Here is a 21,556-nt window from a genome sequence, read left to right on the forward strand (position 1 = left end):
CCTTATCGGCGGTTTGCCATCTTAGAACCACCGGCCCGAAGGAGCCGGGATTCGGTAAGGGGATGGCAGAGATGAGCGCTGACGAGCGGGAGAACGAGACGGGGACCACCGAGGTCCTCGAAGGGCGCGGCTGGAGCCAGTTCGGCCGCCGGGCCCCGCAGTACGGCGACTACCGGGGCGAGCAGCCCACGCCGCAGTTCGCGCCGCCCCCGCCGCCGCACCAGCCGGGCCCCATCCAGGGACACGTCGGCGCGAACCCGGTCGGCGACACCGCCGTCTACGGTCTGCCGCCGCTCCCCCCGGAGCCGCCCCGGCAGCAGCGGTCCGACGGACGGGCCTGGAAGCGGGGCGTCTCGATCCTGGCGCTGGCGTGCGTGGCGGTCGGCGGTGGGGTCGCAGGGGCCCTCATCACCAACGCGATGGACGACGACGGCGTGCCGGTGCTGGCCAGCCCGGTGGTGAACTCGCAGAGTAACGGCTCGGCGGCGATGCCCGCCAAGGGCACGATCGCGGCGGTCGCCAAGGCGGTGCAGCCCTCGGTGGTCATGATCACCGTGACCTCGCAGCAGGGCCAGGGAGAGGGCTCCGGCGTGATCCTCTCGGCCGACGGGCTGATCCTCACCAACAACCACGTGGTCGCCGGCGCCGGGCAGAACGCCCAGATGGCCGTCAAGTTCAGCGACGGCCGCACCATCCCGGCGACGCTCGTGGGCACCGACCCGACGACCGACATCGCGGTCATCCGCGCCACCGGCGTCTCGGGCCTCACGGCCGCCTCGCTCGGCGACAGCGACGCGCTCCAGGTGGGCGACTCGGTGCTGGCGATCGGCAGCCCGCTCGGCCTGGAGGGCTCGGTCACCTCGGGCATCGTCTCGGCCCTCGACCGCACCGTCACCTCCGGTGGCGGCGGCGGAGGCGGCGGCCCGCAGTTGCCCCCCGGCTGGGGCGGCGGCGGCTTCGGCCAGGAGCAGGAGCAGCAGGCCGAGCCGACCACGACGATCGGCGGCATGGTCCAGACCGACGCGGCGATCAACCCCGGCAACTCCGGCGGCGCCCTGGTCAACGCGGCCGGCCAGGTCATCGGCATCAACACCGCGATCGCCACCTCGGGCGGCGGCAACGGCAACATCGGCGTCGGCTTCGCCATCCCGATCAACACCGCCAGGAACGTCGCCGACCAGCTGATCAAGACCGGCAAGGCCGTGCACGCCTACCTCGGCGTGAGCGTCGGCGACGCCACCGGCGACATCGCCGGCGCCCTGGTGTCGACGGTCGAGCCGAACAGCCCCGCCGCCAAGGCGGGCCTGCAGCAGGGCGACATCATCACCAAGGTCGACGACACCCCGATCGACGCGGGCGAGACGGTGGTCGGCATCATCCGCGGCCACCAGCCCGGGACCAAGGTGACCGTGAACTACACCCGGAACGGTCAGGCGAACACGGCGACGATCACTCTGGAGGAGAAGACGACGAGCTGACGCGGAGATCTCTCAGGTATGGGGACAGGGGAAGACCGGCGGCGCCTCAGGGCGCCGCCGGTCTTTTTCTCCGTTACGGCTCCGCCTGGCCGGCCCCGCCCGCCGTCTCCGGCCCGCGCCCGTCCGGCGGCGCGCACCGGCCGTTCCCGGCCCGCACCGTGACGGCTACCCGCGGATCATGGTCTCGGCCCGCCACAACTCGCGGTAGTAGCCGTCGGCCGCGACGAGTTCGGCGTGGGTGCCGCGCTGCACCACCAGGCCGTCCTCCAGCACGATCACCTCGTCGACCGCCTCCAGGCCGCGCAGCCGGTGGGTGACGAGCAGGGTGGTGCGGCCCCGGGTGGCGTCGAGCAGGTCGCCCATCAGGGCGTCGGCCGTGGTCTCGTCGAGGGCCTCGGCGGGTTCGTCGAGCAGCAGGACCGGCGGGTCGTAGAGGAGGGCGCGGGCCAGCGCCAGGCGCTGGATCTGGCCGCCCGACAGGGTGCGGCCGTCTTCGCCGAGCTGGACGTCCCAGCCGGCCCGGTCGGCGAACGTGCCCAGCCTGGCCTCGCGCACCGCCCGGTCGAGCTCGGCGTCGTCGGCGTCGGGGCCCGCCAGGCGCAGGTTGTCGCGGAAGGTGGTCTGGAAGACGTAGGGGTCCTGGGTGAGGCCCGTCATCATGGCCCGCGCGTCGTCGGGGGAGAACCGGCGCAGGTCGACGCCGTTGACGGTGACGCCGCCCGACACGATCTCGACGGTCCGCATCAGCGCCGACAACAACGTGCTCTTGCCCGCCCCGCTGGGGCCGACGACGGCGACGCGTTTCCCCGGAGTGAGCGTCAGGCTCACCCCGCCGAGCGCGGGCCGGTCGCCGTGCCGGACGACCAGGTCGTCGACCACGACCGTCAGCGGCCCGGTAGGCCGGGGCAGCGGGTCGGCCGGGGCGGCCACCGCCGGGGGCACGGCCTCGATCTCCCGCAGCCGCCGCACCGCGGCCAGCACCCCGGTCAGCCGTTCGCCGGCCACCGCCAGCGGGAGCACCGGCTCGAAGCAGACCAGCGACGTCAGGGCGAGCACGGCGGTCGCGATCGAACCGGCGTCGAGTGCCATGGCCACGGCCACCACGATCACCACCGTGAGGCCCTGGACCAGCACCCCGGCCGCCAGCGCGGTCGCGTTCACCCGGGCCTGGCCGCGTTCCAGGCGGGCGAGCCGGTCGTCGGCCGCCGCCGCCGCGTCGAGGGCCCGCCCGGTCGCGCCGTAGGCGGCCAGGTCGGCCGAGCCGTGCACGAGGTCGGCGGTGTGGGCGGCCAGGTCGGCCCGCGCGGGCGCCAGCCGGGTGGTCGACCGGCGGGCCAGCGCGGCGGTCGCGGCCGGGAGCAGCACCCCCGCGACGATCAGCCCCGCCGCCAGCACCACCGCCGCGAGCGGCAGCAGGAACGCCGCGATCACGACGGCCGTGACCCCGGTGACCAGGGCGGCGACGGCCGGGAGCAGGCAGCGGACCAGCAGGTCCTGGACGGCGTCGGTGTCGTCGACCATCCGGCTCAGCAGGTCGGCCCCCCGGTGGGAGAGCGGCCCGGCCGGGACGAGCGAGTCGTAGAGGCGTTCGCGGGTCGCCGCCTGCGCGCGCAGCGCGACGTCGTGGCCCGTCAGCCGCTCGGCGTAGCGGAACACCCCGCGGGAGGTCGCGAACGCCCGGACCGCGACGATCGCCACCGACAGCGCGGCCAGTTCGGGCTGCTGCGCGGCCCGGGTGATGAGCCAGGCGGCCGAGGCGATCAGCCCGAGCCCGGCCAGGTCGGCCGCCGACCCGGCCAGCGCGGCGATCAGCAGCCGGCGGTTCCAGATGATCGAAGAGGTCATGCGATCACTCCGTCGTCGACGCGGATCACCCGGTCGGCCAGGGCGATCATGGCCGGGCGGTGGGCGACGATCACCGCCGTGCGGCCTTCGGACAGGGTGCGGGTGGCCTCGACCACCGCCGCCTCGCTGCGGCCGTCGAGGCGGGCGGTGGGTTCGTCGAGGAGCAGCAGGCCCGCGCCGGGGCGGCAGAACGCGCGGGCCAGGGCCAGGCGCTGGCGCTGGCCCGCCGACAGGTCGGCGCCCCGTTCGCCGATGACGGTGTCGTAGCCCTCGGGCAGGTCGGTGACGAAGGCGTCGGCCTGGGCGGCGACCGCCGCGGCGCGGATCTCCTCGGGGGAGGCCGTGCCGTCGAGGGAGATGTTGCCGGCCACCGAGGCGGCGAACAGGTGGGGGCGCTGGGGCACGAAGGCCAGCTGCCGGCGCCACTGATCGAGGTCGAGGGTGGCCAGGTCGACGCCGCCGACCAGGACCCGCCCCTCGGAGGGGGCGACGAAGCCGAGCAGCAGGTGGAGCAGGGTGCTCTTGCCCGCCCCGCTCTCGCCGACCAGGGCCACCCGTTCGCCGGGCGCGATGGTGAGCGACACGTCGAGCAGGGCGGGGTCGTCGCGGCCGGGGTAGCGCACGGTCACCCCTTCGAGGCGGATCTCCGGCACCCGCTCGGCGGCGACCGCCGGGCGCGGGGCGGCCGGCTGCGCCCCTTCGAGCAGCGCGAACGCCTGGTCGGCGGCGGTGACGCCCTCCATGGCGGCGTGGAAGCGGGTGCCCATCGCGCGCAGCGGCAGGTAGGCCTCGGGGGCGAGCAGCAGCACGAGGAGGGCCGTCGTCAGGTCGAGCGAGCCCGACAGCAGCCGCAGGCCGACCGGCACCGCGACCAGCGCCAGCGACAACGACGCGACCAGCTCCAGGACCAGCGACGACAGGAACGCCACCCGCAGGGTCTTCATCGTCGCCGAGCGGTGGGCGCCGGCCACCTCGCGGATCACGGTCGCCTGGTGACGGGCCCGGCCGAACGCCCGCAGGGTCGGCAGGCCCCGGACCACGTCGAGGAAGTGGCCGCCGAGCCGCGACAGGGCGGCCCACTGCCGCTCGGTCACCGCCTTGGTCGTCATGCCGACCAGCGCGCCGAAGATCGGGATCAGCGGCACCGTGACCAGCACGATCAGCGCGGTCGTCAGATCGGCCACGAACAGCCGGACGATCACCGCCACCGGCACCACGGCCGCGACGGCGATCGACGGCAGGTAGCCCGTCAGGTAGGGGTCGAGCGCGTCGAGGCCCCGGCCGGTCAGCGTCACGAGTTCGCCCGAGCGGGTCTCGGCCGGGCTCATGCCCTGGAAGCGGCGCAGCAGCCGGTGGCGCAGCTCCGACTTCACCCCGCTAGCGGTCGCCCCGGCCGCGACGCCCTGGACCCAGCCCAGCGCGCCCCGGGCCGCGATCACCAGGGCCAGCCAGCCCAGCACCCCGACGGCGAACCGCCCCGACAGCACCCCGGCCAGCAGTTCGGCCTGGACCAGGACGAGCAGCCCGGCCGCCACCGCCGCGCCCAGGCACACCATGAGGTGGCGGCGCGGCAGCAGCCGCACGAGACCTTTGTGCACCGAGCCCCCCTCAGAAGTAGGCGGGGACCGGGCCCTTCCCGAAGGCCCTCCACACCCAGATCTGCGCCCCGGCCAAGACCGGGACGAACGGCAACACCATAAACGTCAACACCGTCAGGTTCGCGGACGGGGCCGCGTTGGCGACCACCGCGCCCGCCGTGCCGACCAGCGGCACCAGCGCCGGCACGGCCGCCAGCGCCCCGGTGACCAGCGGTGATCCCCCGCCGGTCAGCCGCCAGTCGAGGAACCGGCGGCCGTGCAGCACGAAGAGGGCGGCGATGAGGAGGCCGTACAGGAGCCCGAACGGGACGGAGAACCCGCCCAGGCCGGCCAGCAGCAGGCCCCAGGCCAGGCAGACGCCGAGGGAGGCCAGGGCGATCGCCCACTCCCAGAACGCGCGGGTGAACAGGCGGCGGCGGAACCACAGGCCCGCGTCGCGCACCACCCACGAGACCAGCAGCAGCACCACCGCCTCGTAGTTGGCGCTCAGCACGTTCTCGCACGCGGGGAAGGCCCCGAACAACACGCCCGCGACGGCGATCAGCCACACCTCGTTGGCCAGCACGAACGGGCCGATGGCGCCGATGGCCCGGTCGCGGTCGGCGGTGACGGGCAGCAGCAGGCCGACGCCGAGGTCGAAGCCCTCCAGGACGAAGTAACCGATCAGCAGCAGCGCCAGGACGCCGAACCACAGGATGTCCATGATCAGCTCCTAGAAGGTCAGGGCCGGCGCGGGCGCGGGGTTCTCGCCGAGCGCGACCTCGTGGGCGCCGCGCCGGACGACGCGCACGATCAGCACGTAGTCGGCCACCGCCAGCAGCGTCAGCACGCCGACGAACCCGACGAACGACAGGGTGATCTGGCCGCCGGTCAGCCCGGGGGTGATCGCGTCGGCGACCTTGAGGCGCTCCCAGATCATCCACGGCTGGCGGCCCTCCTCCCGGGCGATCCACCCGAGGATCGCCGCGATGAAGGGAAGAGGGGTGACCAGCACGATCAGCGGGTGGAGGAAGCGCCAGCGCGGCGCCCACTTGACCACGATCACCAGCGCGAGGGCGATGAGCTGGAGCAGGTGCCCGATGAGGATCATCATGCCGAGCCCGAAGGCGGCCAGCGGCCGGTCGGCGAACTTGTCGGGCTGGACACTGGTCACCGGCCCGAACTGGGCGAACCCGAAGCCGACGACCATCATCGTGCCGGCGAAGGAGGTCCAGATGCCCATGCGCAGCGACCGGGAGAACAGCTCCTGGTCGGGGGTCCTGCGGAACAGGTGGTAGGCGCTCGCGCTCATCACCACGAAGCCGCCCACGGTCAGCCCGGCCGAGAGCACGTGGGGCAGCGCCATCGACAACGACGGGTTGGTCAGCAGCGCGCCGAAGTCGTCGAGCCGCAGCACCTCGCCGTCGCGCACCGACCCGGCCGGGTGCTGGAGGAACGAGTTGGCCACCATGATCCAGAACGCCGACGCGTAGGCGGTGATCGTGACCAGCCAGATCGTCGCGAGGTGGAGCCACGTGGGCAGCCGGTGCCAGCCGAAGATCCACAGGCCGAGGAACGTGGACTCCAGGAAGAACGCGATCAGCGTCTCCAGCGCCAGCGGCGCGCCGAAGACGTCGCCGGCGTAGTGGGTCAGGCCGCTCCAGCTCAGCCCGAACTGGAACTCCATCACGATGCCGGTGACGATGCCGAGCGCGTAGTTCGTCACGTAGATCTGCCCCCAGAAGCGCGTCGCGCGTTCGTCGAGGGTGCTGCCGGTGCGGGCGTATCGGGTGTGCATGATCGCCACAAGGGGGGCCAGGCCCAGCGTGAGCACGACGAACAGGAAATGCAGGCTCCCCGTCACCGCGAACTGCAACCGGGCCAGGTCGAGGACGTCCATGAAAGGCTCCTTATGTCTGGCTACATATAGAGAGCCTACATGTAGACTGCCTACATGCCGCACCCGGTTAAGGTGAACACGTGAACCCCGACGCGCTCCGTGGGCATATGGACGCCCTCCTCCTGTCCGTGGTGGAGCACGAGCCCCTCCACGGCTACGCGATCATCGAAGCCCTGCGGGAGCGGTCCGGCGGCGCCCTTGACGTACCGACAGGTACTGTTTACCCAGCGTTGCGGCGGTTGGAGCGGGCCGGCTTCCTGGCCAGCGAATGGGCGACCGTAGGCGGCCGCAAACGCCGCACCTACCGGCTGACCGATTCGGGGCGCGCCGAACTCGCGGGCGAACGCACCGCCTGGTCGAGCTTCACCAGCGTCATCGGGCGGGTGCTGAACCCGCAGACGTGAGGCAGCGGGCCGCGCTCGAGAGCTGCCAGGCCCAGAAGGCGACGCTGATCCACGTGGCCACCTGGCCGGGGAAGTAGCCGGGGAAGGCCGACAGCGCCGTGCCGGCCGTGAACATCAGGGTTCCGCAGAGCGCCGCCATCAGCGGCGCCTGGATCCAGACCAGCAGGCCCAGCAGCCGGGCCGCCCCGCGCGACCGGCGGGTGCGGCGCAGGCGCAGCAGGACCGCCGCGCCCGTCAGGCCCGTCGCGATCTGGATGAGGTCGACCGACCGGGCCACCACCTCGAACCAGACGGGTTTCACCACGTCGAAGTCGGCCGGGAAGAGCTGCCACAACACGCCCCACATCAGCGCCACCGCCGGGGTGCTGAGGAACAGCAGGGTCGCCGTGCGGCGGCTCTGCGCCGCGGTGAGCTCCTCCTGGAACCCCGGCGCCACCTCGGCGACCGGGCCGAAGTCGGCCACCGCGCGGGCCTGCGCCTCGTCGGGCGGCAGGCCCTGTTCCGCATAGGCCTCGGCGGCGTCGTACAGGCCGTCGCGGGCCTCGGCCACGAGGTCGTTCCTGGCCCTGCGCGGCCCCCGGAGCGTCTTGGCCAGCCGGTCGGCGTAGTCGTCGACGGCAGCCGTCTGGAATGCGGTGTCCATAGTCGTTCGCCAGGCTATGGGGGACCTCGCGGGCCTCACATCAGGGCGAACCCTGATCCGTCCCCGATGAGTGGGCCCAGGTGCCGCCCTGCGTCACCGCCGGGCGGGGATGGCGGTGCTGCTGCTGCGGGGTGGACGACCAGAGCACCGCCGCCACCGCCACCAGGGCGAGCAGCGCCACCCACGACAGGCGGCTGAAGAAGGTGCCCCGGAAGGGCGGCCAGCTGAACCGCAACTGCCGCCGGCCGCCGGGGCTGGCCGCGAACACGCAGTCGCGCAGCCGCAGCCGGTCGGCGTTGACCACGCCGGGCAGGTGGCAGCGGGTCAGGTCGGCGCCCTCGATCGTCAGGTCGTCGGCGTCGAGGCCGGTGATCGACAGCACCCGGATCGGGCCGCCCCTGCGCCCGACCTTCGACCGGCCCCGGCTGGTCAGGCGGGTCAGGTCGAGGTCGGCGTCGCCCGCGCGCACGGTCAGGCGGCCGAGCACCCGCGCCTCCGACAGGTCGACCGGACACCCCGTGACGTGGAGCTCGACCGGGCCGGTGGCCCTGGCCTGGGTGAGCGCCAGGTGGCGGCCCACCATGGCGGGGGCCAGGAACGCCTTCGCCCCGAACCTGACCGACTGGAACCCGGCCGCGCCCTCGAACGCGGTCTTCAGGAACGACACCGGCCGCGAGAACCGGGCCCCGCGGAAGGTCGCGTCGCCGTGGAACCTGGCCTGGTCGAAGGAGCTGAACCCGTGGAACTCGGCCCCCCGGAACGACGCCGAGCCGAAACACGCCTCGCCGAAGAGGGCGTCGCTGGCGACGGTGGACTCGTCCATCGAGAGGTGGCCGCGCACGCGGGAGCCGTACAGGGAGAATTCACGGCCGAAACGCACGCCCTGAAAAGAGACATTTCCCCTGAAATGGGTATTGAAGAACGACGCGAGCGCGTCGAAACGTGCTTCGTCGAACGACGCGTCGCCGGTGAAGGTGACGTCGCCGAACCGGGCGGGGGAGGAGAACACGGTCTGGTCGAACCGGGCCCGGCCGACGACGTTCTCCATCGCGGCGAGGATGCGGTCGAGCAGCCCGGCGGGGACGGTCGTGCCGCGCAGGTCGAGGGCTTGCCCCGGCGTCAGCGTGGCGAGGTGGGCTTCCAGTTCTTCGGCTTCCAGGTGGGTCAGACAGCGGTTGTACGGCTGCCGCGTCACCCCTACGCAATCGGCGCTCGTGGCGCAGGTGCTCCAGGAAAGGAGTTGCCTCATGTCAAAGGCTTACCCACGATCGGCAATTCTTCCGGCCCTTTTCCGCGCCCCTGTCAAATGTGTCGCGGATGCTACCCCCGGAACGGAAAACGGCCCCGGAAGTGTTCTTCCGGGGCCGTTTCGCTCATTCGGTGCTCAACTGGGTGATGCGGGGTGGGCGGAGGGTGCTGAGAATCTCGTCCGAGCAGTTGCACGAGCCGCAACCGGGGATCATGGGAGTCTCCTGCCGTCGTCGGGACGTGGGACGTACCCAGGGGTGCGAACGGGCAACCTAACCGGCGTGATAGGCCTTGGAATGCGGCGCGGCCCAATCGGGTTGCACCCCGAGAGGAAAGGAGTCGCGAGTGGCGACCATCGAGGTAACCGAGAGCAACTTCAACGAGATCGCCGACGACGGCATCGTCCTGCTCGACTTCTGGGCGGAGTGGTGCGGACCGTGCAAGTCGTTCGGCCCGATCTTCGAGAAGGCCTCGGCCAAGCACGAGGACATCAAGTTCGGCAAGATCGACACCGAGGCCCAGCCCGCCCTGGCCCAGGGGTTCGACATCACCGCGATCCCGACCATCATGGCCATCCGTGACGGCATCGTGGTCTTCGCCCAGCCCGGCGCCCTCCCCGCCCCCGCGCTCGACGACCTGATCACCCAGGTCCGCGCCCTCGACATGGACGCGATCCGGGCCGAGATCAGCGCGGAGATCAACAAGAACTAGTCCGGCCAGACGAAAAAGGCCCCCGAACCGGGGGCCTTTCGCGTGTCTGGGCTCAGTCGCCCCGGTAGAGCTCCGCGACCCGGAACGCCAGGTCGAGCGACTGCGACCGGTTCAGCCGGGGGTCGCAGGCCGTCTCGTAGCGCAGCGCCAGGTCCTCTTCGAGGATCTGGTGGCCGCCGCCGACGCACTCGGTCACGTCGTCGCCGGTGAACTCGATGTGGATGCCGCCCGGGTGGGTGCCCAGCGCGCGGTGGACCTCGAAGAAGCCGGTCACCTCGTCGAGGACGTCGTCGAGGCGGCGGGTCTTGAAGCCGCCGCTCGCCTCGAACGTGTTGCCGTGCATCGGGTCGCAGATCCACGTCACCACGGCGCCGCTTGCGGTCACCTTCTCGACCAGCGGCGGCAGGGCGTCGCGGACCTTCCCGGCGCCCATGCGGCTGATGAAGGTCAGCCGGCCCGGCTCGTTGGCCGGGTTGAGCTTCTCGACCAGCGTCAGCGCCTCGTCGGCGGTCGTGGTCGGGCCCAGCTTGACCCCGATCGGGTTGCGGATCTTGCTGAAGAACTCGACGTGGGCGTGGTCGAGCTGGCGGGTGCGCTCGCCGATCCAGACCATGTGGGCCGACACGTCGTACGGAAGACCCGTGCGGCTGTCGATGCGGGTCATCGCGTGGTCGTAGTCGAGGATCAGGGCCTCGTGGGACGAGTAGAACTCGACCGTGTGGAACTCCGCGGGCTCGGCGCCGCAGGCGCTCATGAACGCCAGCGCCTGGTCGATCTCCCGGGCCAGCCGCTCGTAGCGCTGACCGGCCGGGGAACCGGCCACGAAGTCCTGGTTCCAGGCGTGGACCTGCCGCAGGTCGGCGTAGCCGCCCTTGGTGAAGGCCCGCGCCAGGTTCAGCGTGACGGCCGAGGAGTGGTAGGCCCGCAGGAGGCGGCCCGGGTCGGGCACCCGCGAGGACTCGGTGAACTCGAAGCCGTTGACCATGTCGCCCCGGTAGGCGGGCAGCTCGACGCCGTCGCGGGTCTCGGTGTTCTTCGACCGCGGCTTGGCGAACTGCCCGGCGAGCCGGCCGATCTTGACGACGGGCACCCGCCCGGCGTAGGTCAGCACGATCGCCATCTGGAGCAGCGTCTTGATCTTGTTGCGGACGTTGTCGGCGGTGGCGCCGGCGAACGTCTCGGCGCAGTCACCACCCTGCAGGACGAACGCCTCGCCGCGCGCGACCGCCGCCAGCTCGTCTTTCAGCCGGTCGCACTCCCCGGCGAAGACCAGCGGCGGCAACCCGCGCAACTCGGTGACCACATCGTCGAGCGCGCCGCGGTCGGGCCACTCGGGCTGCTGGGCGGCGGGCAGGTCACGCCAGGTGTCGAGGTTGAGTGCGCTCACGACATACGAGGTTATCGTTCCTCGTCCCGAGGACCGGCCTGCCATGTCCATTCAGTGAGATGAGCGGACGTGTTCGGGAAGGAATCCCAGCCCGATGACGCGGCCGAGGAGGCGGCGTACGGGCGGGGGGATCTGCCGCACGGCGGCGGCGATGGAGCCCGCATCCGCGTCGCCCGCGAGGACGCGGGCGATGATCCGGTTCTGGATCTGCACCTGGACGGCCTGCGTCGCGGCCGTCGGATACCACCGCCGGCGCCGCAGTTTCGCCAGGAGAGAAGCCGGCACGGGGTCGAGCACCGGCCGCCGGTTCGCCTGCGCCCGGGCCAGCGGCCCGGCGAGCAGGTTCCCGGCCGCGATGGCGTCCTGGATCGCCAGGTTGATCCCGACCCCGCCGACCGGCGACATGGCGTGGGCGGCGTCGCCGATGACCAGCAGGCCCGGCAGGTGCCACTGCCGCAGCCGGTCGACCACCACGGTCAGCAACTGGACGTCGCCGAAGGCGAGTTCACTGGTGTCGAGGTAGGGGAGCAGATCGGTGATGGTCGACCGGAAGTGCTCGATGCCGCCCGCCTTGAGGTCGTCGAACCCGCCCTTGGGGATCAGATAGGCCATCTGCCAGTAGTCGCCCCGGTTGAGCGACACCAGCGCCGTGCCCCGCCCCGGCCGCAGGAACACGTCGTCGGGGTGCCCGTCGTGGCGCGGCAGCCGGAACCACAACACGTCCATCGGCGCGCCGATGTCGACCGGCTCGAACCCGACGGCGCGGCGCAGGTCGCTGGACCGCCCGTCGGCCGCCACCGTCAGCGCGGCCCGGATCTCCGTCTGGACGCCGCCCGCCTCGACCTTCACCCCGCGGACCGCCCCGCCCTCGCGGATCACGCCGACGGCCCGGTGCTCCATGAGCAGCCGGAAGTTCGGGTAGCGGCCGGCCGCGGCGGTGATCAGCGTGAGGAAGTCCCACTGCGGCACCATCGCCAGCCGCCGGTGCCGGCCGGGCAGCCGCCGGAAGTCGGCGACCGGCAGGAACTCCTCGCCCGTGTAGAGGGCGAAGTAGTCGAACGAGCGGTGCGGGATGGCCTCGAACTCGGCCAGCAGCCCCAGTTCGTCGAGGACCTGGATCGTCGACGGGTGGATCGTGTCGCCCCTGAAGTCGCGGAAGAAGTCGGCGTGCTTCTCCAGCAGCACGACCTCGATTCCGGCCCGCGCCAGCAGCAGCCCCAGCATCGCCCCGGCGGGCCCGCCGCCCGCGATCACCACGGTGGTTTCCATATTTCCCTTCTACCCGGGCAATCCACGGGGCGGGCCGCGGCGAATGGGGTTCGTGAACGATGTCGTGCCCCTATCCGTCACGGGCCGCAGCCCCGAACTCGACGAGTTGCTGACGTCGGTCGCCCGCGGCGACGAGACGGCTTTCGAGCGCCTGTACGACAGGCTGATCGCCTCGGTGTTCGGGCTGATCCGGCGCGTCGTGCGCGACCGGGCGCAGGCCGAGGAGGTCGCCCAGGAGGTCATGGTGGAGGTGTGGCGCACCGCCGCCCGCTTCGACCCTGCCCGGGGGAGCGCCATGTCATGGGTGATGACCGTGGCCCACCGGCGCGCCGTCGACCGGGTACGGTCGGCGCAGGCGTCCTCCGACCGCGAGGACCGGGTGGCCCGGATGGGCGGCGAGGTGGCGTACGACCACGTGGCCGAGACCGTGACCACCCGCCTGGAGGGCGAACGCGTGCGCCGCTGCCTCGACGGCCTGACCGAACTCCAGCGGCAGGCCGTGACGATGGCCTATTACGGCGGCTACAGCTATCCCGAGGTGGCCGGCTTGCTGAAGGTCCCCTTGGGGACGGTCAAGACGCGCATGCGCGACGGCCTGGTACGACTGCGCGACTGCATGGGGGTGGAGCGGTGAACGAGGAGATCCACACCCTGTCCGGGGCCTACGCCCTGAACGCGCTGCCGCTGCGCGAACTGGGCGAGTTCGAGGGCCACCTGTCGCGGTGCGAGACCTGCTCGATCGAGGTCCGCGGCCTGCGCGAGACGGCCGCCCGCCTGGGCGCCGCCGTGGCCGAGGCCCCGCCCCGCGCCCTGAAGTCGCGGGTCATGGCCCAGATCGCCGAGGTCCGCCAGGAACCGCCCCAGATCGAGGAGGAGCCCGCCGCCGAGGTCGTCGTGCCGCTGCGGCGCGGAAAGGGCCGGTGGGCCCTGGCCCTGGCCGCCGTGTCGGCCGCCGCGGCGGTGTCGATCGGCGTGGTGGCCGTCAACGAGATCCGCTCGCGCGACGCCTCGATCGAGCAGACCCAGAGCCTGCTCGCGGCGCCCGACGCCGTGGTCAGGAAGGTCGAGATGGTCGGCGGAGGGTCGGCGACGGTGGTGGCCTCGGAGAGCCGCAGGAAGGTGATGTTCACCTCGGAACTCCCCGCTCTCGATCCTTCCAGGACCTACCAGTTGTGGACGATCGGCGGCGAACGCATCCGCTCGGCGGGGCTGGTCGACGGCGGCGGGATCCGGACGGCGACGGTCGAGCTGCCGGCGGGCACGGACCACTTCGGGGTGACGGTGGAGCCGGCAGGGGGTTCGCAACAGCCGACGACGGAACCGGTCATGCTCGCGAAGGTGGTCTGAGGCCGCCCCTCAGTCGAAGGACAGCCGCTCCCGGACCCGCTGGATGGAGTGCCAGGCCAGATGCGGGTCGGTGGCCAGCAGCAGCCGGGTCTCGGCCACGGTGTCGATCGGCCCGGAGTCGGCGCGCAGGTTCTCCAGCGCCGACTCCGGGCTCTCGACGAAGATCTGGACGACCGTCGCCAGGATGGACAGGTAGGCGCGCGACTGAACGACCACGGCCTCCTCCTGCCCCGGGGGGTCTTCGGCGAGGCGGTCGAGGTCGCGGGAGGTGAGCGGGGCGTCCAGGCAGGCGGCCAGCCAGCCGGTGACCAGGCCGCTCCCGTCTCCCAGAGCGGCCGCCACCCGTAGTTGTGCGGCGATCACCGTCGCGCGGTCCTGCCGGATCAGCCGCTCGGCCAGCACACCGAGCTTGCCGCTTCCGTCGGCGGCGAGCACGGTCAGGTCGAGCACGCAGCGGAGGAAGTCACGCGGCACGCCGCCGGTCAGCGCGTGACACAGCCAGACGAACGGCAGCGACAGCGGCACGCTCCGCCTGGCCAGCAGCGCGTGCGACTCCGCGCTGCGCAGCGCCGGAATCCTGATGATCCGGTCGAAGGAACTGTCGAAGGTGTTCCGGACGCCGAGGCTGCGCCGTTCGTACCCGGCGATGGCGTCTTCCGACAGGGCGACCAGGAAGAAGCACCCGTGCACCCCGAAGATCACCTTCAGGTCGTTGAGGAACCGCTCGGTCTCCTCGGCGGTGCCGATCTTGTCGAGCTCGTCGATGCCGATGATGACCTTGCCCTGGCGGTCCTGCCGGTCCAGGGCGATCTGGCCGAGCAACTCCCGCAGGTCGGCGACCAGCTGCGGATAGCCGCGCACGTGCTCGGTCCGCTGGACCGCCGACTGGCGGACCGCCTTCGACCCGACCGGCAGGCCGACCTCTCCCGAGCTCGTCTGGGTGACGGCCTCCAGATAGCGCAGCGACCGCAGGTGCGCCCGTGCCGCGACTTCGGAGGCGCTCGACCCGAGCGCCCTCGGCGACCGGCGGGACCCGCGCCACGCGAACGTCACCCCGAGGCAGATCAGCAGCGCGCCCGCCGCTCCCGCCACCGTCAGCGGATCGCGGGCCACCCCCGCCACGACGGTCCCGAGCCAGTCACGGAACACCGCCGTCGCCAGCAGCGCCGCCCCCACGAGGATCGCCGCCCACGGGAACGCCAGGGCAAGCCGGGCCCGCAGCCCCGGCCGGGGCGCCCGCTCCCGCGTCTCCCCGGTGACCTGCTCGCAGACGCGCAGGAACAGGTGGGTGATGAACTCCTTCGGGTCGTACGCGGTCGGCGCGTCGACCAGCACGCACAGGTGGGCCCCGGTCTCCGGCCGGTCGGGGGAGCACATCCGGCGCAGGGTGGTGCTCTTGCCCGCGCCACGCGCACCGCTCAGGCCGACGCTCGCGCTGCCGTGCTGCCCGATGACCTCCTCCAGGAAGGAGCTGCCCGCCGTGCCGACGAACTCGTCGATCCTGCTCCACCGGCCCAGCCGCCCCGCGTCGATCTCGGGCAGGGTGGTGGCCATGACGTCCCGGCCGTCGCCGAGTTCGCCTATGACCAGCGGCAGCAGGCCCTCCCGCAACAGGGCCCTGACCCAGTCCTGGTGCGCCTGCTGGGCCGCGACCCGGAACCGGGCCAGACCCGACGGCAGCCGCAGCCATGCGGCCGGGTCGGGGTCGGCCAGGACCGCGCGCACGTGCTGCGCCGGGGCACTCGCCCACCACAGCAGGACGGCGACCAGCGTGACCACGGCTCCGGCCCACAACCACCTGCGGGCGTCCGTCATGATCGCGGCCGAATCGGTGAGCACCGACATCCAGGTGCCGGCCAGCCCGGCGAACAGCGTGAGCGGCAGGGGTCGCACGACTATCCGGGCCACCGCCTGCCCGCCGTCTCGCACGCGCTCGGACAGGTTCCTGGTGTCGGGGCCGAATGGCTTTGATCGCGTCGCGGAGCGCCGGTCGCCGCGAAAGGCCGTCCAGAGGAAGGCGATCACGGCCACGGCCGCATATCCGGTCGCCGCGAGCCCCAGCGTCGTCCCCAAGACGGAGATCGGCAGCCAGATCATGCCCGCAGCCCAGACGGTGACGGCGCCCGCGCCCCAGGCGAACCGCCGATAGAGATGGGCCGGATGCGTCCACTTCGCCAGGCGGGCCGCCTCGACCAGGGCCTCCCGTGCTTTCAGGAAGCGCTGGTGATGGAACTGCGCGGCGGATTCGATCCTCTCCGCGTTCGTGTCCAGCAACCGGTGGATGAGCTCCTCGGCCGACTCGCCATTCCCGGGGCGCACTTCGGGCAGGGCTAGGGCTTCCTCGCGGACCTTGGCCCGGACGACGTGATCGATCGTGGTCGGCCTGCCGGGCGGTGCCGCGACCTCACGGGTGATCTGCCGGCTCGCCAGGTGGTTCTGCAGTTCCGGGACGCGGAACCGGTAGGCGGGACCAACCCGGCGGAGCAGACCCTGCCGGTGGGCGAGTTCAAGGAAGACCATCAGCCGCAGGGGAACCTCGCGCCGGGCGGCGAGTATCCCGACCGCCAGGAGATAGCTGAAGGCGGGCCTCGCCACGACGATGGCGATTCCGGCGAAAAAGGACAACGCCGTCATCGCAGGCCAGTCGGGGGCGACAGGGGGTGACGCTGACGCTCGGAACACGAAATCGATACCGATCCCGCCGGAGATGACGCTTGCCAGCAGCACCGTGCCGGCGAACAGGCTTCTGCGCACTCCGGCCCGCGGACTGTGCACGTTTCCGCCGGGATGGTCAAGCGACCGTCGGTTGAGCGGCGGGACATGCCATCGGTGGGTGGTCGCGACTCGGTAGCCGCCAAGCGCGGTGAGCGGAAAGATCATCCACGCGTCGCCCCAGGTGCCCCACCACATGCCCATCAGCAGCGGAGGGACGACAGCGAAGATCATACCGGCCGTCCGGTAGACCTGCGGGGGCACCGCTTCGGGGATCCTCCACCACACGAGGTCCTGATGGTCGGTGGACATGTGATGTGCGAGGAATTCCAGCCATCGCCTGGCCGCCGGGCCGTAGCGGCGCTCCAGGGGGGCCAGGGATTCGGCGTAGAGATAATTGTCGAGGAGATGCCGCTCAATGTCTCCCGCATCACGAAAGCGGGTGGAATCGAGGAGTTCGCCGGGATCTCGGCCGCCCGTTCCGTAGAAGTCGCGGAAGAGCCCGAGCATGACCGGTTTGCGCAGAGCTCGGGAAAGCGGGCTTACCTTGCCGGAAGCGAGCAATCGGATGATTCCCGACCATTCTCCGCCGTACGGAGTGGACTGCGGGCGGATCTCCGTCAGAAAGGCCGCCACATCCTGTGGCGGGGTTGTCCACGCCTTGACCACCATGCCGAAGCCGAATCGTTCGGCGTCCACCAACCGGCGGACATGCCGGTCGTTCGGTGACCGGCAGATGATGATCAGGGCGTCGCTACGCGTCAACGCCTGCTCAAGGGCGTTGACGACCAGACGTTGCCTGGACGGCGGGAGTTCGTGGAGGCCGTCCAACACGGGCAGAATCTGTCGGTTGCCCACCAGTACCTTCGCCATCTCGGGCCCGTACTCCTCGTCGGCGAGCCACGGATGGTCGGTGAGGACGCGACCGGCCAGCCAATCATGAAACGGCTCGTCGTCGGGATCCCAGGTGTGCAGCCCGGTATGGAAAGGCACCTGACCCTGGCCCGTTGCCCTGCGCATGTCCAGCAGGTGAAGCGACAGCAGGACGGCGAGGCTCGTCTTCCCTGAACCGGGAGGACCAGTGATCATCATCCGGCCGCCGGCCACCGACAAGAACCTCTCGGCCATGGTGTGGGAGGAAAGGGGCACCACTTGTCCGGCGAACACCTGCCCGTCCACCCATCTGACGGGCAGTTCGAGCGGGCCGATCAGGCCTGCGGCGACAGCGGCCTCCCGCCCCTGCCGATGGACCGCTGCGGCGAGTTCGGCCTCCGCTTGACCTGGCGATGCGGGCGACCGGACCGGGCGATATGTCATTACGAGAAGGAGCGCGGTGACGCAGATCGCCAGGAAGGCGTAGAGCCACTCGAAGTAGCCGAGGTCTCCCATCCCGAAAATCTGACTGACGGCGAACGTAGAGCTCACCACTGCCGCCATCAGTGCGGCCGCGAGGGTGCGTCTTCTGCGCACGGCTCTCTCCCCGCGCTCCCCGATCCGCGTGGCCGGCCATCGCCGGCATGAAGAGCGCCGAAGGGATTCTGCCGGATCGGATCATTCCGTTTCACGCCAAATGAGAAATGTCCGATCCGCTCTCAATGAGCGATTTCATGGTAAATAGCAACCGACAGGGCAGATTTCATGAATCGCCCTGTCGGTCGACTATCGCGTCAGCACGCCCAGCGCCCTGACCAGGCCGTCGGTCGCGCCGTTGCGGAGACGGGCGTAGTCGGCCTCCGGGTACTGACGGGGGCCGTCCTCGACCAGCAGGATCAGGTAGAGGTACGCCTGGTACATCGCGAAACGCACCCGCGACGTCGGGGTGAAGCCGGCCCGGCCGCCGCCCTCCTGGTAGCCCGCCAGCATCGGGTCGTCGCCGGTCAGGTCGCCGAAGATGGTCGGGGTCACGAAGTCGGCCAGGGGGTCGCCCCAGAAGGCCCGTTCGTGGTCGATCAGGGCCTCGACCGTGCCGTCGGGGGTCAGGAAGACGTTCCCCGGCCAGATGTCGAAGTGGACCAGGGAGGGGGTCTGCACGTCGTCGAGGGCCGCCGCGTTGCGGTGGAAGGCGCCGACCAGGTCGAGGATGGTCGCCGGTAGGCGGGTCTCCCATTTCACCGCGTCGTCGAGGATGGCGCCGACCATCTTCAGGAACGCCTCGCGCCACGTCTGGCCGGTCAGGCCCGCGTAGGGGTAGCCGTAGGCGCCGGTGCCGGGGATGCGGTGGAGGGTGGCCAGGTGGACGCCCATCTCGCGGCGCAGGGCGGCGTCGCGCGCCGGGTCGGGCGCCGCGCGGTTCCACGGGGTGCCCGTCAGCGCCGAGAGGATCAGCCAGTCGCCGCCGATCTCGGGGTCGTCGAAGCCCGCGTGCAGCAGGGTGGCCATCGGCAGGCCGGTGCCCTGGGCCAGGTGGTAGACCATGGCCTCGGTGCGCAGCAGGTCGCGCTCGTAGGTCAGGAGCGGCAGGTCGGGCGGGGGGCCGACCTTCAGGACGACCTGCGACTCGTCGTCGAGGCCGAGGCGCCAGACGGCGTTGGCGAAGCCGTCGGGCAGCTCCTCGGCCGTCACGACGCCCGCTCCCAGGGCGCCGATGACGAGCGCGTCGAGTTCGGCGGTCGTCAGTGACCGCTTCGTTTTGCTGTCCATGGGTCGTCAGGCCGCCGAGATCGTCCAGCTCGCCTCGTGCGTGTCGCCGGGCTTGAGGACGATCAGGTCGGTGCCGCTGTTGTAGGCGTCGGGCGGGCAGGTCATCGGCTCGACCGCGACGCCCTTGTAGCCCAGGCCCACGCCGTTGCAGACCTGGACCCACGGCAGGGACTCGTGGTCCCACGTGACGGCCACGCCGCCGCCGGGGCCGCTCACGACGACGCGGCCCTCGGTCAGGGCGGTGTAGGCGTGGTCGATCGCCACCCCGCCCAGGACGTGGGGCGCGCGGAAGTCGTACTCCGTGCCGTCGACCGCGACCAGCTCCGTGGGGGCGAGCAGCTCGTCGGTCAGGAAGATCTTCCCGGCGGGGAGGGACAACGTGTATTCGCTCACGTCGGGGCCGGCCAGCAGCCACGGGTGGGGGCCACAGCCGTAGGGGGCGGCGGCCTCGCCGATGTTCTCGGCCTTCAGCGTGGTCGTCAGGCCCGACTCGTCGAGGACGTAGGTCGTGGTCAGGGCGAGCCGGTAGGGGTAGCCCTGGTGGGGCTCCAGCGTGTATTTCATGACCGCCGACGAGCGGTGGTCCTCGATCGCCGTGAACTCCACGCACGACCAGTGGGCGTCGGAGACGAAGCCGTGCAGCGCGTGGCCCCGGTCGGGCTCGTTCACCGGCAGCTCGAAGCACTCGTCGGCGAAGACGTAGCGGGCGCCGACGACCCGGTTGGGCCAGGGGGCGAGCAGGGTGCCGTTGTAGAACTCGATGGGCCCGTCGACGGGGCGGCTCGGGATCAGGTCACGTCCTCCGTGCGAGAGGGCTGACACGGCGCCGCCGAGTTCGGTCAGCTCCGCGCGGTAGCCGCCGCCGAGGAGGGTGTACTGGGGCACGGGGGGTGTCCTTTCTCCGAGAGACAAGGTCAAGGGTATGCGCCACGTGATCGGCCCAGCTCGGCAGCCTCCTGGCCACCCGAGTGGGAGCGCTCCCACAACCTAGTGTGAATTGGGCTGAAGAGTCAACGAAAAAGAAGCAGGTCACCGTAGCTCGCCGGTCTCGATGAGATCCCGGTACCAAAGGGCGCTGTCTTTCGGAATTCGCTTCTGCGTTTCGAAGTCGACGTGCACGACGCCGAATCGCTGGCTGTATCCCTCGGCCCATTCGAAATTGTCGAGCAGCGACCACACGTGATATCCCTCGACGTTCGCGCCGGCCTTCATCGCGCGGTGCATCGCGCCGATGTGGCCGCGCAGGTAGCCGATCCGGTCGGCGTCGTGCACGCCGCCGTCGGGGGAGACGGCGTCGTCGGTCGCCAGGCCGTTCTCGGTGATGACGATCGGCACGCCGGGGTGGTCGCGGGTGACGCGCAGCAGGACGTCGTGCAGGCCGTCGGGGTAGTCCTCCAGCCAGTCGGCCACCCTGACCGGGTGGCGGACGACGCGCCGCTGTTCGGCGTCCATGAAGAGCGGGGTGTAGTACTGCACGCCGAGCACGTCCACCTTCTCGCTGATGATCTCCATGTCGCCGTCCATGATCATGTCATGGCGGGTCATGGCCTCCTCCGGGTAGGTCCCCCGGAACACCGGCTCCAGGTAGAGGCGGTTCTCGCGGGCGTCCTGGCGGCGCGCGGCCTCCTTCGCCTCGGGCGAGTCGTCGGCCGGGTAGGTCGGGTGGAGGTTCAGCGCCGGGCCGATGCGGCGGCCGGGGTGGCGGTCGTGCAGGATCCGGCTGGCCAGGCCGTGGCCCAGCAGCAGGTGGTGGCAGGCGACCAGGGCGCGGTCGTCGTCGCGGACGCCGGGCGCGTGGATGCCGGTGCGGTAGCCGCAGTCGACGACGGTCTTCGGCTCGTTGATCGTGAGCCAGTCGCGGACGTGCAGGGCGTCGTACATGATCTCGGCGTATTCGGCGAAGCGGTAGGCCGTGTCGCGGTTCTCCCAGCCGCCCTCGTCCTGGAGGGCCTGGGGCAGGTCCCAGTGGAACAGCGTGACCATCGGCCGGATGCCGGCCCCGACCAGGGCGTCGACCAGGCGCTTGTAGTAGTCGAGGCCCTTGAGGTTGGGGCGGCCGGAGCCGGTCGGCTGGACGCGCGGCCAGGCGATCGAGAAGCGGTAGCTCTCCAGGCCGAGCTCGCGCATGAGCTCGACGTCCTGCTCGAAGCGGTGGTACTGGTCGGCGCCCGGATCCCCGGTGTCGCCGTCCCTGACGTTCCCCGGGGTGGCGGCGAAGGTGTCCCAGACCGACACCCCCCTGCCGTCCTCCTTGGTGGCCCCCTCCACCTGGAAGGCGGAGGTGGCCGCCCCCCAGACGAAGTCGCGCGGGAAGCGTACGGGCGTCATGGTTCTCCTCGGTCGGTCTGCGGCGCAGGCGCCGGCGGCGCTGAGTGACATCAGCACAAATACACCA

17 protein-coding genes are annotated in these 21,556 nt (G+C 71.4%); 5 read left to right on the top strand and 12 right to left on the bottom strand.

What is annotated here, in order from left to right; translation table 11 throughout:
• Positions 1-71 precede the first annotated feature (71 nt).
• Positions 72-1,478 carry a S1C family serine protease gene (locus AW271_RS02450; RefSeq protein WP_062331034.1) on the top strand — a complete coding sequence of 469 codons (1,407 nt, stop codon included), beginning with the start codon at positions 72-74 and terminating at the stop codon, positions 1,476-1,478.
• 165 nt (positions 1,479-1,643) lie between these two features.
• Here AW271_RS02450 and cydC read toward each other — a convergent pair whose 3' ends face one another.
• The 4 genes from cydC to AW271_RS02470 are packed head-to-tail and all read right to left on the bottom strand — an operon-like array spanning position 1,644 to position 6,800.
• Positions 1,644-3,323 carry a thiol reductant ABC exporter subunit CydC gene (gene cydC, locus AW271_RS02455; protein ID WP_062331037.1) on the bottom strand — a complete coding sequence of 560 codons (1,680 nt, stop codon included), beginning with the start codon at positions 3,321-3,323 and terminating at the stop codon, positions 1,644-1,646.
• Positions 3,320-4,921 carry a thiol reductant ABC exporter subunit CydD gene (gene cydD, locus AW271_RS02460; protein ID WP_245652893.1) on the bottom strand — a complete coding sequence of 534 codons (1,602 nt, stop codon included), beginning with the start codon at positions 4,919-4,921 and terminating at the stop codon, positions 3,320-3,322. The genes cydC and cydD overlap by 4 nt, the downstream gene beginning before the upstream one ends.
• A gap of 10 nt (positions 4,922-4,931) precedes the next feature.
• Positions 4,932-5,624, bottom strand: coding sequence for a cytochrome d ubiquinol oxidase subunit II (locus AW271_RS02465; protein ID WP_062331041.1), 693 nt, complete (start codon positions 5,622-5,624; stop codon positions 4,932-4,934).
• A 9-nt stretch (positions 5,625-5,633) separates the two neighbouring features.
• Positions 5,634-6,800 (bottom strand): cytochrome ubiquinol oxidase subunit I, encoded by a 1,167-nt coding sequence (locus tag AW271_RS02470; protein WP_062331044.1) that lies wholly within the window; start codon positions 6,798-6,800, stop codon positions 5,634-5,636.
• Between the two features lie 107 nt (positions 6,801-6,907).
• On the opposite strand from AW271_RS02470, the gene AW271_RS02475 reads away from it, so the two are divergent.
• Positions 6,908-7,204 carry a PadR family transcriptional regulator gene (locus AW271_RS02475; RefSeq protein WP_062331046.1) on the top strand — a complete coding sequence of 99 codons (297 nt, stop codon included), beginning with the start codon at positions 6,908-6,910 and terminating at the stop codon, positions 7,202-7,204.
• Here the strand turns inward: AW271_RS02475 and AW271_RS41045 are convergent.
• Together AW271_RS41045 and AW271_RS02485 are read right to left on the bottom strand one after the other, a co-directional pair.
• Complete coding sequence (locus AW271_RS41045) at positions 7,173-7,847, bottom strand: permease prefix domain 1-containing protein (protein WP_063817828.1); 675 nt, start codon at positions 7,845-7,847, stop codon at positions 7,173-7,175. The two genes, AW271_RS02475 and AW271_RS41045, sit on opposite strands and share 32 nt — an antisense overlap.
• 40 nt (positions 7,848-7,887) lie before the next feature.
• Positions 7,888-9,042 (bottom strand): pentapeptide repeat-containing protein, encoded by a 1,155-nt coding sequence (locus tag AW271_RS02485; RefSeq protein ID WP_062331049.1) that lies wholly within the window; start codon positions 9,040-9,042, stop codon positions 7,888-7,890.
• A 398-nt stretch (positions 9,043-9,440) separates the two neighbouring features.
• On the opposite strand from AW271_RS02485, the gene AW271_RS02490 reads away from it, so the two are divergent.
• On the top strand, positions 9,441-9,806 hold the full coding sequence (locus AW271_RS02490; RefSeq protein ID WP_062331051.1) for a thioredoxin family protein: 366 nt from the start codon (positions 9,441-9,443) through the stop codon (positions 9,804-9,806).
• Between the two features lie 52 nt (positions 9,807-9,858).
• Here AW271_RS02490 and AW271_RS02495 read toward each other — a convergent pair whose 3' ends face one another.
• Positions 9,859-11,193, bottom strand: a complete 1,335-nt coding sequence (locus AW271_RS02495) for a class II 3-deoxy-7-phosphoheptulonate synthase (RefSeq protein WP_245652894.1) — start codon at positions 11,191-11,193, stop codon at positions 9,859-9,861.
• Between the two features lie 51 nt (positions 11,194-11,244).
• The gene (locus tag AW271_RS02500) at positions 11,245-12,462 is read right to left on the bottom strand and encodes an FAD-dependent oxidoreductase (protein WP_062331054.1); all 1,218 of its coding nucleotides are present in this window, start codon (positions 12,460-12,462) and stop codon (positions 11,245-11,247) included.
• 52 nt (positions 12,463-12,514) lie between these two features.
• Here AW271_RS02500 and sigK point away from each other — a divergent pair, with 52 nt between their 5' ends.
• Together sigK and AW271_RS02510 are read left to right on the top strand one after the other, a co-directional pair.
• Positions 12,515-13,096, top strand: a complete 582-nt coding sequence (sigK, locus tag AW271_RS02505) for an ECF RNA polymerase sigma factor SigK (RefSeq protein WP_245652895.1) — start codon at positions 12,515-12,517, stop codon at positions 13,094-13,096.
• A complete protein-coding gene (locus tag AW271_RS02510; RefSeq protein ID WP_062331060.1) occupies positions 13,093-13,809 on the top strand; it encodes an anti-sigma factor in 717 nt (238 codons plus the stop codon). Before sigK ends, AW271_RS02510 begins: the two co-directional genes overlap by 4 nt.
• 9 nt (positions 13,810-13,818) lie before the next feature.
• Here the strand turns inward: AW271_RS02510 and AW271_RS02515 are convergent, their stop codons facing one another.
• From AW271_RS02515 to AW271_RS02530, 4 genes are all read right to left on the bottom strand, one after another.
• Positions 13,819-17,991: a hypothetical protein gene (locus AW271_RS02515; protein WP_157553864.1), complete on the bottom strand. Its 4,173-nt coding sequence runs from the start codon at positions 17,989-17,991 to the stop codon at positions 13,819-13,821.
• A 189-nt stretch (positions 17,992-18,180) separates the two neighbouring features.
• Positions 18,181-19,161: a phosphotransferase family protein gene (locus tag AW271_RS02520; protein WP_062331065.1), complete on the bottom strand. Its 981-nt coding sequence runs from the start codon at positions 19,159-19,161 to the stop codon at positions 18,181-18,183.
• A gap of 6 nt (positions 19,162-19,167) precedes the next feature.
• The gene (locus AW271_RS02525) at positions 19,168-20,046 is read right to left on the bottom strand and encodes an aldose 1-epimerase family protein (protein WP_062331068.1); all 879 of its coding nucleotides are present in this window, start codon (positions 20,044-20,046) and stop codon (positions 19,168-19,170) included.
• A gap of 144 nt (positions 20,047-20,190) precedes the next feature.
• Positions 20,191-21,489: a GH1 family beta-glucosidase gene (locus tag AW271_RS02530; protein ID WP_062331071.1), complete on the bottom strand. Its 1,299-nt coding sequence runs from the start codon at positions 21,487-21,489 to the stop codon at positions 20,191-20,193.
• Positions 21,490-21,556 lie beyond the last annotated feature (67 nt).

This window comes from Herbidospora sakaeratensis (assembly GCF_001570525.1).
GTDB lineage: Bacteria > Actinomycetota > Actinomycetes > Streptosporangiales > Streptosporangiaceae > Herbidospora > Herbidospora sakaeratensis.

What these genes read in the sequence shown, in the direction of transcription:
- AW271_RS02450 (WP_062331034.1), top strand. Translation starts at nt 72, where the DNA reads ATGAGCGCTGACGAGCGGGAGAACGAGACGGGGACCACCGAGGTCCTC.
- cydC (WP_062331037.1), bottom strand. Translation starts at nt 3,323, where the DNA reads ATGACCTCTTCGATCATCTGGAACCGCCGGCTGCTGATCGCCGCGCTG.
- AW271_RS02465 (WP_062331041.1), bottom strand. Translation starts at nt 5,624, where the DNA reads ATGGACATCCTGTGGTTCGGCGTCCTGGCGCTGCTGCTGATCGGTTAC.
- AW271_RS02470 (WP_062331044.1), bottom strand. Translation starts at nt 6,800, where the DNA reads ATGGACGTCCTCGACCTGGCCCGGTTGCAGTTCGCGGTGACGGGGAGC.
- AW271_RS02475 (WP_062331046.1), top strand. Translation starts at nt 6,908, where the DNA reads ATGGACGCCCTCCTCCTGTCCGTGGTGGAGCACGAGCCCCTCCACGGC.
- AW271_RS41045 (WP_063817828.1), bottom strand. Translation starts at nt 7,847, where the DNA reads ATGGACACCGCATTCCAGACGGCTGCCGTCGACGACTACGCCGACCGG.
- AW271_RS02500 (WP_062331054.1), bottom strand. Translation starts at nt 12,462, where the DNA reads ATGGAAACCACCGTGGTGATCGCGGGCGGCGGGCCCGCCGGGGCGATG.
- AW271_RS02520 (WP_062331065.1), bottom strand. Translation starts at nt 19,161, where the DNA reads ATGGACAGCAAAACGAAGCGGTCACTGACGACCGCCGAACTCGACGCG.
- AW271_RS02530 (WP_062331071.1), bottom strand. Translation starts at nt 21,489, where the DNA reads ATGACGCCCGTACGCTTCCCGCGCGACTTCGTCTGGGGGGCGGCCACC.